Here is a 14,029-nt window from a genome sequence, read left to right on the forward strand (position 1 = left end):
CGCCTCACCCCACAGGAGAATTCCGCTGTCCACAGGAGAATTCTGCGCCTCTCGTCGGACGTGGGAAAGAGGCGGGCTCGGAATTCGACCGATGTTCACGGGCGCGCCGCGCCGCCTCATCCTCAGAGCTGGCTGCCCAGCTTGAAACCCTTCTCGGCGTCGCCCTCGCGCGTGTACGAGAAGCCGTCGGCGCCGATGGTCACCGCCAGCTCGCTCGGCTCGTCACGATGCGCCACCGGCTGCGGGTTGCCGTCGAGGTCGAGCACGGGCGACGCCTCGGTGTACCAGCTCGGCACCACCGGGTTGCCCCACCAGTCGCGGCGCTGGTTGTCGTGCACGTCCCACGTGACGACCGGGTTGTCGGGGTCGCCGGTGTAGTAGTCCTGCGTGTAGATCTCGACGCGGTGGCCGTCGGGGTCGCGGATGTAGAGGTAGAACGCGTTCGACACCCCGTGGCGGCCGGGGCCGCGCTCGATGACGTCGCTCATCCGCAGGGCGCCGAGCATGTCGCAGATGGCGATGATGTTGTGCTTCTCGTGCGTCGAGAACGCGATGTGGTGCAGCCTCGGCCCGTCTCCGCCCGTGAGGGCGGTGTCGTGCACGGTGTCCTTGCGGTGCAGCCAGGCGGCGTAGGTGACTCCGTCGGCGTCGCGGATGTCCTCGGTCACACGGAAGCCGAGGCCCTCCAGGTAGTCACGCCCGCGCGGTACGTCGGGAGTGACCTGGTTGAAGTGGTCGAGGCGCACGAGCGCGCCGGGGGTGTAGAGGTCGTAGCGCCAGGCGAGCCGGTCGACGTGCTCGACGTGGTGGAAGAACTCGTACGGGAAGCCGAGGGGGTCCACGACCCGCACCGCGTCGCCGATGCCGCGTACGAAGCCCTCCTGCCGACGCTCGGTGCGGCATCCAAGTGCCGTGAAGTACTCCTCGGCACGGTCGACGTCCTCCGGAGTCCGCACCCGGAAGGCCAGCGCCGCAGCCGCCGCCACCGGACCCTGCCGCAGCACGAGGTTGTGGTGGATGAACTCCTCGAGGGTGCGGAGGTAGACGTGCGTGTCGTCCTCCGCCGTCACCGTCAGGCCGAGCACGTCGACGTAGAAGCGGCGCGAGGCGGCGAGGTCGGTGACGACGAGTTCGAGGTACGCGCAGCGCACGATGTCAGGGGGAGTGGGGTTCGTCATTGAAGGTCCTCGGTGAACATGGCGGGATCGGAGGCGGTCAGGATGCACCGAAGCGCGGGGTGTGAACGGGTCCGACCGTGATGTGAACGGCCTGCTGGTCGGTGTAGAAGTCGATCGAGCGGTAGCCGCCCTCCTGCCCGAGTCCCGACGCCTTCACGCCCCCGAACGGCGTGCGCAGGTCGCGGACGTTGTGCGAGTTGAGCCAGACCATGCCGGCTTCCACGGCGTGCGCGAAGGTGTGGGCGCGCTCGAGGTCACGGGTCCAGAGATAGGCCGCCAGTCCGTAGCGGGTGTCGTTGGCCAGCTCGAGCGCCTCGGCGTCGCTGCCGAATGGAGTGATGGCGACGACCGGTCCGAAGATCTCCTCCTGGAAGATGCGCGCGTCCGGCTTCACGTCGGCGAACACCGTCGGCGCGACGTAGTTGCCGCTCTCGAAGCCGTCGGGTCGTCCACCGCCGGCCACCAACCGGCCCTCGCTCCTGCCGATCTCGACGTAGCCCATCACCTTGTCGTAATGCTCGGGATGCACGAGTGCGCCCACCTCAGTGGCCGGGTCGTGCGGGTCGCCCACGACGATGCGCCGCGCGCGCTCCGCGAAGCGCTCGACGAACTCGTCGTAGATCTCGCGCTGCACGAGAATGCGGCTGCCCGCCGTGCAGCGCTCGCCGTTGAGCGAGAACACGCCGAACAGGGTGGAGTCGATGGCCGCATCGAGGTCGGCGTCGGCGAACACGACGGCGGGGGACTTGCCGCCCAGCTCCATCGAGAGGCCCTTGAGCGATTCGGCGGCGTTGGCGAAGATGATGCGGCCGGTCGTGCTCTCGCCGGTGAACGAGATGAGCGGCACGTCGGGGTGCTTCACGAGCGCGTCGCCGGCCTCCTCACCGAGTCCGTTGACGAGGTTGAATACGCCGGGCGGCAGGCCGGCCTCCTCGAAGATCGTCGCCCAGAGTCCCGCCGAGAGCGGGGTGAACTCGGCCGGCTTGAGCACGACCGTGCAGCCGGACGCCAGCGCGGGCGCGAGCTTCCAGCTCTCGAGCATGAACGGCGTGTTCCACGGCGTGATGAGGCCCGCAACGCCGATGGGCTTGCGGTGGACGTAGTTGAGTTGGCGCCCGGGAACCGTGAACGCGTCGTCGGCCTGCGCGACGATGAGGTCGGCGAAGAAGCGGAAGTTCTCGGCCGCCCGCTGCGCTTGGCCGAGCGCCTGCGTGATGGGCAGGCCGGTGTCGAACGTCTCCAGCTCGGCGAGGCGCGCGTCTTGTGCCTCGACGGCATCCGCGATGCGGCCGAGGATGCGCGCGCGGGCACGGGGGAGCATGCGCGGCCATGGCCCATCGACGAAGGCGCGGGTGGCGGCGGCGACGGCGAGGTCGATGTCCGCCTTCTTGCCTGCGGCGGCCGTCGCATAGGTCTCGTTCGACACGGGGTCGAGCACGTCGAAGGTGTCCCCGTCCACGCTGTCCACGAAGCGCCCGTCGATGTAGTGCCGGATGCTCGAGGGCAGTCCGTCGGGAATGTGATGAGTGGCCACGTGGCTACCTCGTTCCGATCTCGAAGCCGTCCACCGGCGTCAGCTGGCGCTCACCCGCGGCGAGCAGGTCGCGGATGCGCGCGAGGCCCGCATCCGTCGGCGGAATCAGCGGCGGCCGCACGTGGCCCGACGTGATGAGGCGGCGCTGCTCGAGCACCCACTTGCCGGGGGAGGGGTTGGTCTCCACGAACAGCAGGTCGACGAGCGGATGCAGCGCGTAGTGGAGCTCGCGGGCGCCCTCGAGGTCGCCCTCCTCCCAGAGCTCGAACATGCGGGCATGCGCGGCCGGGGCGATGTTGGCGGTGGCGGAGAGGAAGCCCTGCCCGCCGAGAGCGATCAGCGGTAGGCACAGCAGCTCGATGCCCGACCAGACGATCACGTCGCGCCCGCAGAGCTGAATCACGCGTGAGAAGTGCTCGAAGTCCTTCGTGGTCTCCTTGACGCCGACGAAGTTGGGCACGTCGCGGTAGAGCCGGGCGATGGTGCCGGGTTCGATGTCCACGGCCGTGCGCACGGGCACGTTGTAGGCGAGGATCGGCAGGTCGGGGAACTCGGCCGCGATGGTGCGGTACCAGACGTAGAGCGCCTCCTGGGTCGGGCGGGCGTAGTACGGCGTGATGATGAGCGAGGCATCGATGCCGGCGTCGACCGCGCGCCCGGTGAGCTCGATGGTCTCGTGCAGCTGGGCCGTGCCCGTTCCGGCCACGACGGGCAGGCGATCGGCGTTGGTCTCGATGACCGTGGTGATGGCGGCGAGGCGCTCGTCGACGCTCTGGGCGCCCGGCTCACCGGTCGAACCGCCGATCGAGAGGCCGTGCGTGCCGCTCGCGATCTGCCACTCGACGAGGTTGGCGAGGGAGGCGTGATCGATCTCACCCTCCTCGGTGAACGGTGTCATGAGCGGGACGATGGAGCCGCGGATGCGGTCCGGCGTGGTTCTGAAGTGCATGGCTCGTCTCTCGGTTCGAACGGATGCGGTCAGCCGGCCGCGACATCGTGTCGGCCGCGCTCGCCGTGCGCGGCCTGATGGGCGAGGAAGGCATCGAGGGTGGCGGTGCGGTGGCGCCGGGCGGCCAGTTCGATCTCGAGACCGTCCGCATCCGTCTCGATGAGTCGGAGCAGGTGCTCGTGTTCGTCCACCGACTCCTGCGCCCGCCCGGGGACGAAGCTGAACGTCGATCCGCGGAGCACCCGGAGGCGGTCCCAGCCCCGGTGGACGAGGCCGAGCAGGTGCGGATTGGGACAGTTCTCGAACAGCACCGAATGGAAGTCGCGGTTGAGCGCCGTGAAGCGGATGGGGTCGAAGTGGCGCAGCGACTCCGTCATCTCCTGGTTGACGTCGCGTGCCCGGGCGATGCCGTCCGCGTCGATGAGCGGGGCGGAGAGGGCCGTCGCCGCGCCCTCCACGACGCTGAGCGTCTGCATCGTGAAGACGTACTCGGTCTCGTGCACCATCGCCACCTGGGCGCCGACGTTCACCTCGTAGGTGACGAGGCCCTCCGCCTCGAGCATCCTGATCGCCTCGCGCACGGGAACGACGCTGACGTCGAGTTCGGCGGCGATCTGGCCGAGTACGAGCCGGTAACCGGGCGTGTACCGTCCGTCGGTGATGCGCTCCCGCACGTGGAGGTAGGCGCGCTGGGCCTTGCTCGGAGCCCGCGACGGCGCCGCGCCAGCTGCCGCCCCCCTCAGCGCCGCGCTACTCATCGCCCCGCCACTCCCGATAACGCTCCCGCCAGGCGAGGTCCATCGGATAGAGAGACTCGATGGGGTTGCCCGCTGCGACCATCTCGGCGATGAAGACCTCCTCGCGCTCCTGTGTGATCGCGGCCGTCACCGCCTCCTCGACGAGGAAGGGCGGGATGACGAGCAGCCCGTCGGCGTCGCCCACGATCACGTCGCCGGGCTGCACCGCGCATCCGCCGCAGGTGATGGTCTGGTCGATGTCCCACGGCACGTGCCGACGGCCGAGGACGGCGGGATGCGCGCCGGCGGAGTAGGTCGGGATGTCCAAGGCGGCCACCGCGACGGTGTCGCGCACCGCCCCGTCCGTGACGATGCCGACCGCCCCGCGGACCTGCGCGCGCAGCGCCAGGATGTCGCCGACCGTGCCCGCGTGCGCCTCGCCGCGGGCCTCGATGACGAGCACATCACCGGGCGCGAGGGACTCGATCGCCTTCTTCTGCGCGTTGAACCCGCCACCGGCGCTCGCGAACAGGTCTTCGCGGGCGGCCACGTAGCGCAGCGTCCTCGCCCGCCCGACGAGTCGTGCCTGCGGTCGGTTGCTGCGCAGTCCGTCGATCGAGACCTGGTCGTAGCCGCGCTTGCGGAGCACCGCGGACAGGGTGGCGGTCGAGACGCTGGTGATGCGCTCCACCAGCTCGGGCGTCAGTTCGAACCGCGGATCGAGGCCCGCCTTCGCGCGGCTGCCCCACGCGTCCGCGCGCTGCGCGTCGTCGACCCGGGGGCGGGCGCCGGCGTCGCTGAACGGGATGTCGCCCTGCGTCACCGTCGTGACGAGACGTCCCGACGATGGAGCGCCGGGGGCGCCGGGCGCATCCACCTCGACCTCGAGGCGGTCACCCGGGACGGCGACGGATGCTCCGGCCGGCGTGCCCGTGAGGATCACGTCGCCCGGCTCGAGCGTGAGCAGCTGGGAGAGGTCGGCCACGAGCCGTGCGAAGGGGAAGAGAAGCTCCGACGTCGCGTCCTCCTGGACCAGCTCGCCGTTCAGCCAAGTGCGCAGGCGCAGCGCTGACGGGTCGAGCCCGGCCGCAGGGATGACGGTCGGCCCCAGCGGCGTGAAGCCGTCGCCGCCCTTTGACCGGAGGTTGCTGCCCGCATCCGCCGCTCGTAGGTCGTAAAGGCCGAGGTCGTTCGCGGCGGTGACGCCGGACACGTGACTCCAGGCGTCCTCGACGTCGACACGGCGCGCGGTGGAGCCGATGATGAGTGCCACCTCGCCCTCGAAGCCGAGCAGCTCGGCGCCGGCCGGGCGCTCGACGACGCCGTTCGTTCCAGCGAGGGAGCTCGACGGCTTGAGGAAGTAGCTCGGCTGGCTCGGTGTGCGACCCCGCTCCGCCGCTCGCGAGCGGTAGTTGAGGTGCACCGCGATGATCTTGCCGGGGGTGGTCGGCGCCACAGCGGCGGGGTCGTCGTCGTGCGGCTGCATCATCGCATCGGGCATGTACGAAATCGTATATATTCGACACGAGGATCGGCAAGGGGCGCTTCTGCGCCGTTGCCGCCCTCGACCGACCACGGTCAGGTGCCCACGATGACGTGAGGAGAACGATGCAGTTCCACCACGATGGCTACGTCTCGGGCGATCCGCGCGTGCTCCCCGCCTCCGGCACCGGTGTCGATCGGCCCAGCGAGCTCCCCGACGAGGTCGACGTCCTCATCGTCGGATCCGGCCCGGCCGGCATGATCGCCGCCGCCCAGCTCGCGCAGTTCCCCGGCATCACGACCCGCCTCGTCGAGCGTCGCCCCGGACGGCTCGAGATCGGCCAGGCCGACGGCATCCAGGCTCGCAGCGTCGAGACGTTCGACGCCTTCGGGTTCGCCGAGCGCATCATCGCCGAGGCCTATCGCATCACCGAGATGGCGTTCTGGAAGCCCGATCCCGCGGATCCGACGCGCATCGCCCGGGCGGCGCGCACGATCGATGACCCGACCGGCATCAGCGAGTATCCGCACCTCATCGTCAACCAGGCGCGCGTGCTCGACTACTTCGCCGAGGTGATGGTGAACGCGCCGACGCGCATGACGCCCGACTACGGCTTCGAGTTCCGCGACCTGCGGATCGATGACGAAACCGGCGCCGGGGAGCATCCCGTCGCCGTGACCCTCGCCCGCACGTCCGGCGAGGATGCGGGCGAGGAACGGGTCGTCCGAGCGAAGTACGTGATCGGGGCGGACGGGGCGCGAAGCGGAGTACGCCGGGCGATCGGCTGCACGCTCGCTGGCGACCAGGCGAATCACGCGTGGGGGGTGATGGACGTCCTCGTCGTCACGGACTTCCCCGACATCCGCACCAAATGCGCGATCCAGTCTCACGAGGGCGGCAGCATCCTGCTCATCCCGCGGGAGGGCGGCTACCTCTTCCGCATGTACGTCGACCTCGGCGAGGTGCCCGTCGGGGGCGAGGAGGCGCTGCGCGCGACGACGATCACCGAGATCATCGCCCAGGCCAACCGCATCATGCACCCGTACCACCTGGACGTGCGCGATGTCGCCTGGCACAGCGTCTACGAGGTGGGGCACCGGCTCGCCGACCGGTTCGACGACGTGCCGGTCGACGAGATCGGCATCCGCCTGCCGCGCGTCTTCATCACGGGGGACGCCTGCCACACGCACAGCGCGAAGGCCGGGCAGGGCATGAACGTGTCGATGCAGGACGGGTTCAACCTGGGTTGGAAGCTCGGACACGTCCTGGATGGACGCAGTCCGGCGAGTCTGCTGAGCACCTACGCCGCCGAGCGCCGCGTGGTTGCGAAGGAGCTCATCGACTTCGATCGGCAGTGGTCGGCCCTCATGGCGGCGCGGCCGGAGGACCTGCAGAGTCCGACGGAACTCGAGGAGTTCTACGTGCGGACAGCGGAGTTCCCCGCCGGCTTCCTCACCCAGTACGAGCCGTCGATGCTCATCGCCGAGCCGCGGCACCAGGAGTCCGCGACGGGGTTCCCGATCGGCAAGCGCTTCAAGTCCGCTCCCGTCGTGCGCGTCTGCGACGCGAACCCGGTGCACCTCGGGCATCACGCGAAGGCCGACGGACGCTGGCGCATCTACGTGTTCGCCGACGCGGCGCGCGCGGGCGAAGCCTCATCCGTCACCGAGTGGGCCGAGTGGATCGCGCACTCGCCCGAATCGCCGGTGCTCGCCCACACGCCGGAGGGCGGCGACATCGACGCGTGGTTCGACGTGAAGGTCGTCTACCGGCAGGATCACACCGGCGTGGACATCGGAGCGGTGCCCGACGCCTTCCTGCCGAGGGTCGGGCGGTTCGGGTTGGTCGACTACGAGAAGGTCTACGCGGCCGATCCGCTCGATGACATCTTCGAGGCTCGCGGCATCCATCACGACGGAGCGGTGGTCGTCGTCAGACCCGATCAGTACGTCGCCGACGTGCTCCCACTGACCGCGACGGGCGAGCTCGCAGCCTTCTTCACAGCCATCATGCGCCCCTGAGAATGCGACGCGCGGACCGCCGAATCATACCGCTCGACGGCTTTCGTCATTTGTTCCCCTCCAACCCGCGTAATGTTGGTCGCTGGTGAGCAAGCCGTGACGGGCATACACAAGGGAGGTTCCGTGGCCGGAAATGCGAACACCCGCTTCGAGAACGTCGCCCTGCTGTCCGTGGCGAGCACGTTGCCGAGCCGTGTGACCACCTCGGTCGACATCGAGGAGCGATTGACGGCTGCCCTGCGACGGCTCAAGCTGCCCGGCGGGCTGCTGCAACGCGTGGCCGGAGTGCTCGAGCGTCGCAACTGGGCGAGCGGCGAGTCATCCGACGAAGCCACGGTGTCGGCCGGTCGGCGTGCGATGGCCGAGGCGAACGTCGATCCGTCCCAGCTGGGCCTCCTCATCAACACCTCGGTGACTCGCAAGCACCTCGAGCCGTCGGTCGCCGTCCGTCTCCACCACGGCCTCGGGCTGCCCAGCTCGGCCATCAACTTCGACGTCGCCAACGCCTGCCTCGGCTTCGTGAGCGGCATGAGCCTCGCCGCGAGCATGATCGACTCCGGCCAGATCCGCTACGCCATCGTCGTCAACGGCGAGGATGCGGATGAGATCCAGGACACGACCATCCGTCGCCTGCTCACTCGCGACGTGAACCGCGACGACTTCATGAGCGAGTTCGCCTCGCTCACCCTCGGCTCGGGTTCCGCCGCCGCGATCCTCGGCCGGGCCGACGAGCATCCCACCGCTCACCGCGTGCTCGGAGGCGTCACGCGTGCGGCCACCCAGTTCCACGAACTGTGCGTCGGCAGCGTCGACGGCATGTTCACCGACGCCAAGGCGCTCCTCAAGGGCGGCCTCGACCTCGTCGTGTCGGCGTGGAAAGAGGCGTCGACGGAGTGGAACTGGTCGTCGATGGACCGGTACATCACGCATCAGGTGTCGTCCGTGCACACGAACGCGATCGTCAAGGCCGCCGGTCTCGACCCCGATCGCGTCCCCCGCACCTATCCGCGGTTCGGCAACGTCGGGCCCGCCTCGATTCCGATCACCCTCGTCGAGGAGCAGGAGACGCTCAAGAAGGGCGATCGTGTGCTGCTCATGGGCGTCGGCTCGGGGCTGAACACCGCGATGCTGGAACTCGCCTGGTGAGCGCAGGGGCGACCCTCCCTCCGCCCGGACTTCCGGGACTCGACGTCCGCTTCTCCCACACCATCGCCGTACCCGGCGCAGGGACGGATGCGGGGCTCGTCCGTGAGTGGCACTACCTCGATTCCGGTCCCGAGCTCGGCCGACTCGGCGTCACGCCGATCGGGACGATCCTCGCCGTGCACGGCAATCCCACCTGGTCCTACCTCTGGCGGGCCACCGTGGCAGAGTCCGTTCGTGCGGCCGAGTCCGGGGAGCCGGCGTGGCGCGTCGTCGCGGTCGACCAGGTCGACATGGGCTTCTCCGAGCGGACGGACGTGCACCGCCCCCTCGCGCAGCGGGTCGCCGACCTCGACGCGTTCACCCGGGCGCTCGCCATCGACGGACCCGTCGTGACGCTCGGCCATGACTGGGGCGGTGTCGTCTCCCTCGGTTGGGCGGTCGACCACCCCGACCTGCTCGCGGGCGTCGCGCTGCTCAACACCGCCATCCATAATCCGGGCGGCGTGCCCATCCCGCTGCCGCTTCGCCTCGCCGGCGCGCGTGGGATGCTGGCCGCCTCCACCGTGGCCACGACCGCCTTCCTCGACACGACCCTCTCGCTCGCGTCACCGCCTCTGGACGCTTCCGTCCGGGACGCGTTTCGTGCGCCGTACCGCACGGCTGACCGGCGCCGGGCGATCGGGGGATTCGTGGCCGACATCCCGGTCGACGGCAGGCACGAGAGTTTCGCCGAACTGGAACGGATCGCGGCCGGCGTCGCTCGGCTCGACGTGCCCGCGCTGATGCTGTGGGGTCCGCGCGACCCGATCTTCAGCGACCGGTATCTCGACGATCTCGTCGACCGGCTTCCGCACGCCGACGTCCACCGCTTCGAGGGCGCCGGTCACCTCATCGCCGAGGACCGGCCGTACGCCGATGCCCTCTCCGCGTGGCTGGACGAGCACCACGATCGGCTGACAGAGCCGCGGGGCCCCGGGCGCGAAGTCGACGCCGGGCCGGTCGGCCCCGCCGGGCGTGAGGACGACGCGCAGTCGGGGGCATCCGCGGACCCGTCCTTCTCGCCGATCTGGCAGCGGCTGGAGGAGCGTCGAAACGATGACGCCATCGCCGTCGTCGACATGGCTCCTGGTGGCTCGCGCACGCCGCGTCGCGTCAGCTGGCGGCAGCTCGACGACCGCGTGAGCCGGCTCGCCGCAGGGCTGCACGCCGTGGGCGTTCGCAAGGGCGACCGCGTGTCTCTCCTGGTGCAGCCCGGCGCAACGCTCTCGGCCGTCGTCTACGCGTGCCTGCGCATCGGCGCGGTCGTCGTCGTGGCCGACGCCGGATTGGGCGTACGCGGGCTCACCCGTGCGGTGCGCGGATCGTGGCCCGACGTCGTCATCGGCGAGACGATCGGCCTCACCGCCGCGCGCGCGCTCGGCTGGCCGGGCATACGCATCTCGGTCGCGCGTCTGCCGCGGGTCTCCGCCGCCGCTCTCGGGGTCTCCTACAGCCTCGGCGACATCCTGCAGCATGGAGCGGATGCCGACCTTCCGGCGGTGCCCGCGCCCGACGACGACGCGGCCATCCTGTTCACCTCCGGATCCACCGGGCCAGCCAAGGGAGTCGCCTACACACACCGTCAGCTCTCGGCACTGCGGGACGTGCTCGCCGAGCACTTCGGCGTCACCGAGGAGACGGGGCTGGTGACGGGGTTCGCCCCCTTCGCGCTGTTGGGGCCTGCGCTCGGCACTCGCTCGGTCACCCCCGACATGGACGTGTCGTCGCCCCGCACGCTCACCGCTGCCGCTGTCGCCGCGGCCGTGCGCGAGTGCGACGCCCGGATGGTCTTCCTCTCGCCCGCCGCCATCCTCAATGTCGTCGACACCGCCGGTGCCCTGACCCCGGATGACCGTGATGCGCTCGCCGGCGTTCGCACGTTCCTCTCCACGGGAGCGCCCGTCGGAACCCGCCTGCTCGAGTCGGCGGCGGCGCTCATGCCGAACGCGACACCGCATACCCCGTACGGCATGACCGAGTGCCTGCTCGTGACCGACGTCACGCTCGACGTGCTGCGCGAGGTCGCCGACGCCCCCGACGCCGGGGTGTGCGTCGGCTCGCCGATCGGGTCGAACCGGGTGCTCGTGAGCGCGCTCGACGCTGAGGGACGGGCCAGCGGGCTGCCCAGCGACGCGCCGGGGGTGCTCGGCGAGATCGTCGTCTCCGCGCCGCACCTGAAGGATCACTACGACCGGCTGTGGCTCACGGATCGCGAAGCCGCGCGGGATACGGACGCGCCCGCATCCGCCGACCCCGATGTTCGCTGGCACCGCACAGGCGATGTCGGACACCTCGATGCTGATGGCCGCGTCTGGATCGAGGGCCGGCTGCCGCACGTGATCGTGACCGTCGACGGCCCGATCGCGCCCGTCGGCCCCGAGCAGGCGGTCGAGCGGGTGGATGCCGTGCGCCGAGCCGCCATCGTCGGCGTCGGGCCGCGTCTGCTGCGCCAGGTTGTCGCCGTCGTCGAGACGCTCCCTCCCACTACGCGGCCGGGCCTCGCCGACCCGAGCCTCACGCGGGCCGTGCGCGATCAGGTGGGTCTCCCGCTCGCCGCCGTGCTCGCCGTTCCGACCCTGCCCACCGACATTCGGCACAACTCGAAGATCGACCGATCGCGGTTGTCCCTGTGGGCCGAGCGGATGCTGGCCGGGAGCAGGCCGGTCGCGCCGTGATCGTGCTCGTGACCGGAGCATCCGGGTTCCTCGGTTGTGCGGTGGCCGCCGAGCTCGTCGCCGGCGGCCACGAGGTGCGCACACTGCAGAGACGCGCGTCGGGGGTCGTCGGGGCCGCCGATGTCCTCGGGTCCATCACCGATGCGGATGCCGTGGCGCGCGCGACGGATGGCGTGGATGGCGTCGTGCACCTCGCCGCGAAGGTGTCGCTCGCGGGTGCCGAGAGCGAGTTCCGTTCCGTCAACGTCGAGGGAACGCGGTCGCTGCTCGCGGCCGCCGAACGCGCCGGCGTATCCCGTTTCGTGCAGGTATCCTCCCCGTCGGTCGCCCACGTCGGCTCCGCGCTGATGGGTGTCGGTGCCGAGCCGGCCGACCCGCGGCGGGCACGTGGACGATACGCGCAGACCAAGGCGGAGGGAGAGCTGATCGCCCTCGCGCGTGACTCGAGTGCGATGCCCGTCGTCGCGGTGCGTCCGCATCTCGTGTGGGGCCCCGGCGACACGCAGCTCGTCGAACGGATCGTCGACCGCGCGCGTCGCGGGCGCCTTCCGCTGCTCAACGGCGGGACGGCGCTCATCGACTCCACCTACGTGAACAACGCCGCATCCGGCATCGCTGCCGCGCTCGACCGGGCGAACGAGGCGCACGGGCGGGCGTACGTGCTCACGAACGGCGAACCGCGACCGGTGGGCGAGCTGCTCGCCGGCATCTGTCTCGCAGCGGGGGTACAGCCGCCGCGGTGGAGCATCCCAGCCTGGCTCGGACGTGCGGCGGGCGCGGGCATCGAGCGGGTCTGGGCCGTCCGCCCGGGAACAGACGAGCCGCCGATGACGGAGTTCCTCGCCGAGCAACTGTCGACGGCGCACTGGTTCGACCAGCGAGACACCCGCCGTGACCTGTCCTGGGCGCCGAGCGTGTCCATCGACGAGGGCCTCAGCCGCCTCGCCGAGCACTACTCTCGCTGACCCTGCTTCATTCTTCGTTTACAGGGTCAGCGCCGAGCCGGTCCCGTCTGAGGGGCCCGATCGGCTCTCATCCTGTAAACGGGTCGGGCCCACCGGCCCGCCGCCTCAGGCGCGACCCTTGAGGATCATGTGCCAGTACACCCACGGCAGGATGTGTCGGTCGAAGACCCAGGTGAGACGCCGCTCGCGCGCTAGACCCTTCCAGAGGGGGATGGTGGGCTTCAGCCGGTAGGCGTCGTCGAACTCGGCGAAGACGACGGTCGACCGCGAGACGGTGAACGGGCAGACCGTATAGCCGTCGTATTCCGACGTCGCGGGCTTTCCCCGGAGCGCGGCCTCGACGTTCGCCGCGACGACGGTGGTCTGCTTGCGCAGGGCGCCGCCCGACTTCGAGTTGGTCGTAGCCGCGGAGTCGCCGAGCGCCCAGACAGAGGGGAATCGCGGGTGGCGCAGCGTGTGCGGATCGACTTCGACGAAGCCGAGCTCGTCTCCCACCGCCGGGAGCGCGCTGTCCTTCAGCCAGTCAGGCGCTGACTGGGGCGGAACAGCGTGCAGAAGATCGTACGGCAGCCGCTCGGTCGCGCCGTCATGCGCGATCACGGCGACGCGGCTCTCGGCATCCACCTCGACGAGTTCGGTCGCGCACCGCAGCTCGATGCCGTACTCCGCTACCTTGCGCTCCAGCTCCTCGTCGATGAGGGGGATGCCGAACACGGTGGCGTCGGGCACGATCATCACCACGTGGATGTCGTCAAGCACACCAGCAGCACGCCAGTAGTCGCAGGCCAGGTACATCGGCTTCTGGGATGCCCCGGCACACGTTGCCGGACCGGCGGGCTGGGTGAAGACGACGGTCCCGCGCTGCAGGTCGCGGAGGAGGAGCGATGCCTTGGCGGCGAGATCGAACTCGTAGTGCGAGGATCCCGATGGCGACCGCACGGCTGCCGCGAGGCCCGGAATGCGATTCCAGTCCTTCTGGATCCCGGTGCAGACGATGACCTGGTCGTAGCCGACGGTGTCGCCGGACACCAGTGCGAGCCGGTTCGAGTCCGGATCGATGGCACTGACCGCATCCCGGATCCAGCCGACTCCCTTCGGCATCACGGAGGCCTGCGGCCGGGTCGCCATGCTCGCCCGCGCGGTGCCACCGGCGACGTGCGAGAACATCGGCTGGTAGAGATGATGCTCGCGCGGTTCGATGACCACGACATCCTTGACGCCATGTCGTTGCAGGCGACCGGCGACCGAGAGGCCAGCATTGCCGCCTCCGACGACGACGACGCTGTGGTGCGAATGACTCAT

General features: G+C 70.1%; 10 protein-coding genes. 4 read left to right on the top strand and 6 right to left on the bottom strand.

Going from position 1 to position 14,029, the window contains the following annotated elements; genetic code table 11:
• Nucleotides 1-122: 122 nt before the first annotated feature.
• The 5 genes from hpaD to E6C70_RS15085 are packed head-to-tail and all read right to left on the bottom strand — an operon-like array spanning nt 123 to nt 5,887.
• Nucleotides 123-1,178 carry a 3,4-dihydroxyphenylacetate 2,3-dioxygenase gene (hpaD, locus tag E6C70_RS15065; protein WP_136425329.1) on the bottom strand — a complete coding sequence of 352 codons (1,056 nt, stop codon included), beginning with the start codon at nt 1,176-1,178 and terminating at the stop codon, nt 123-125.
• A gap of 37 nt (nt 1,179-1,215) precedes the next feature.
• Nucleotides 1,216-2,712, bottom strand: coding sequence for a 5-carboxymethyl-2-hydroxymuconate semialdehyde dehydrogenase (gene hpaE, locus E6C70_RS15070; protein WP_136425330.1), 1,497 nt, complete (start codon nt 2,710-2,712; stop codon nt 1,216-1,218).
• Nucleotides 2,713-2,716: 4 nt separating this feature from the next.
• A complete protein-coding gene (gene dapA, locus E6C70_RS15075; RefSeq protein WP_136425331.1) occupies nt 2,717-3,661 on the bottom strand; it encodes a 4-hydroxy-tetrahydrodipicolinate synthase in 945 nt (314 codons plus the stop codon).
• 29 nt (nt 3,662-3,690) lie between these two features.
• Nucleotides 3,691-4,419: a GntR family transcriptional regulator gene (locus E6C70_RS15080; protein WP_136425332.1), complete on the bottom strand. Its 729-nt coding sequence runs from the start codon at nt 4,417-4,419 to the stop codon at nt 3,691-3,693.
• Entirely contained in the window at nt 4,412-5,887 is a 1,476-nt protein-coding gene (locus E6C70_RS15085) for a fumarylacetoacetate hydrolase family protein (protein ID WP_136425411.1), read from the bottom strand. Before E6C70_RS15085 ends, E6C70_RS15080 begins: the two co-directional genes overlap by 8 nt.
• 119 nt (nt 5,888-6,006) lie before the next feature.
• On the opposite strand from E6C70_RS15085, the gene E6C70_RS15090 reads away from it, so the two are divergent.
• The 4 genes from E6C70_RS15090 (at nt 6,007) to E6C70_RS15105 (ending at nt 12,727) form a co-directional block, all read left to right on the top strand.
• A complete protein-coding gene (locus E6C70_RS15090; protein WP_136425333.1) occupies nt 6,007-7,902 on the top strand; it encodes an FAD-binding monooxygenase in 1,896 nt (631 codons plus the stop codon).
• Between the two features lie 123 nt (nt 7,903-8,025).
• On the top strand, nt 8,026-9,048 hold the full coding sequence (locus E6C70_RS15095; protein WP_235833561.1) for a 3-oxoacyl-ACP synthase III: 1,023 nt from the start codon (nt 8,026-8,028) through the stop codon (nt 9,046-9,048).
• Complete coding sequence (locus E6C70_RS15100; RefSeq protein ID WP_407921045.1) at nt 9,042-11,762, top strand: alpha/beta fold hydrolase; 2,721 nt, start codon at nt 9,042-9,044, stop codon at nt 11,760-11,762. Before E6C70_RS15095 ends, E6C70_RS15100 begins: the two co-directional genes overlap by 7 nt.
• Nucleotides 11,759-12,727 (top strand): NAD-dependent epimerase/dehydratase family protein, encoded by a 969-nt coding sequence (locus E6C70_RS15105; protein ID WP_136425412.1) that lies wholly within the window; start codon nt 11,759-11,761, stop codon nt 12,725-12,727. The genes E6C70_RS15100 and E6C70_RS15105 overlap by 4 nt, the downstream gene beginning before the upstream one ends.
• A 105-nt stretch (nt 12,728-12,832) precedes the next feature.
• On the opposite strand, the gene E6C70_RS15110 is transcribed toward E6C70_RS15105, so the two are convergent.
• Nucleotides 12,833-14,029 (bottom strand): NAD(P)/FAD-dependent oxidoreductase, encoded by a 1,197-nt coding sequence (locus tag E6C70_RS15110; RefSeq protein ID WP_136425336.1) that lies wholly within the window; start codon nt 14,027-14,029, stop codon nt 12,833-12,835.

It is taken from the genome of Orlajensenia flava (assembly GCF_004801905.1).
Classification (GTDB): Bacteria; Actinomycetota; Actinomycetes; order Actinomycetales; family Microbacteriaceae; genus Orlajensenia; species Orlajensenia flava.

Coding starts and splice junctions, on each gene's coding strand:
- dapA (WP_136425331.1), bottom strand. CDS start 3,661: ATGCACTTCAGAACCACGCCGGACCGCATCCGCGGCTCCATCGTCCCG.
- E6C70_RS15090 (WP_136425333.1), top strand. CDS start 6,007: ATGCAGTTCCACCACGATGGCTACGTCTCGGGCGATCCGCGCGTGCTC.
- E6C70_RS15110 (WP_136425336.1), bottom strand. CDS start 14,029: ATGAGTCATTCGCACCACAGCGTCGTCGTCGTCGGAGGCGGCAATGCT.
- E6C70_RS15080 (WP_136425332.1), bottom strand. CDS start 4,419: ATGAGTAGCGCGGCGCTGAGGGGGGCGGCAGCTGGCGCGGCGCCGTCG.
- hpaD (WP_136425329.1), bottom strand. CDS start 1,178: ATGACGAACCCCACTCCCCCTGACATCGTGCGCTGCGCGTACCTCGAA.
- E6C70_RS15085 (WP_136425411.1), bottom strand. CDS start 5,887: ATGATGCAGCCGCACGACGACGACCCCGCCGCTGTGGCGCCGACCACC.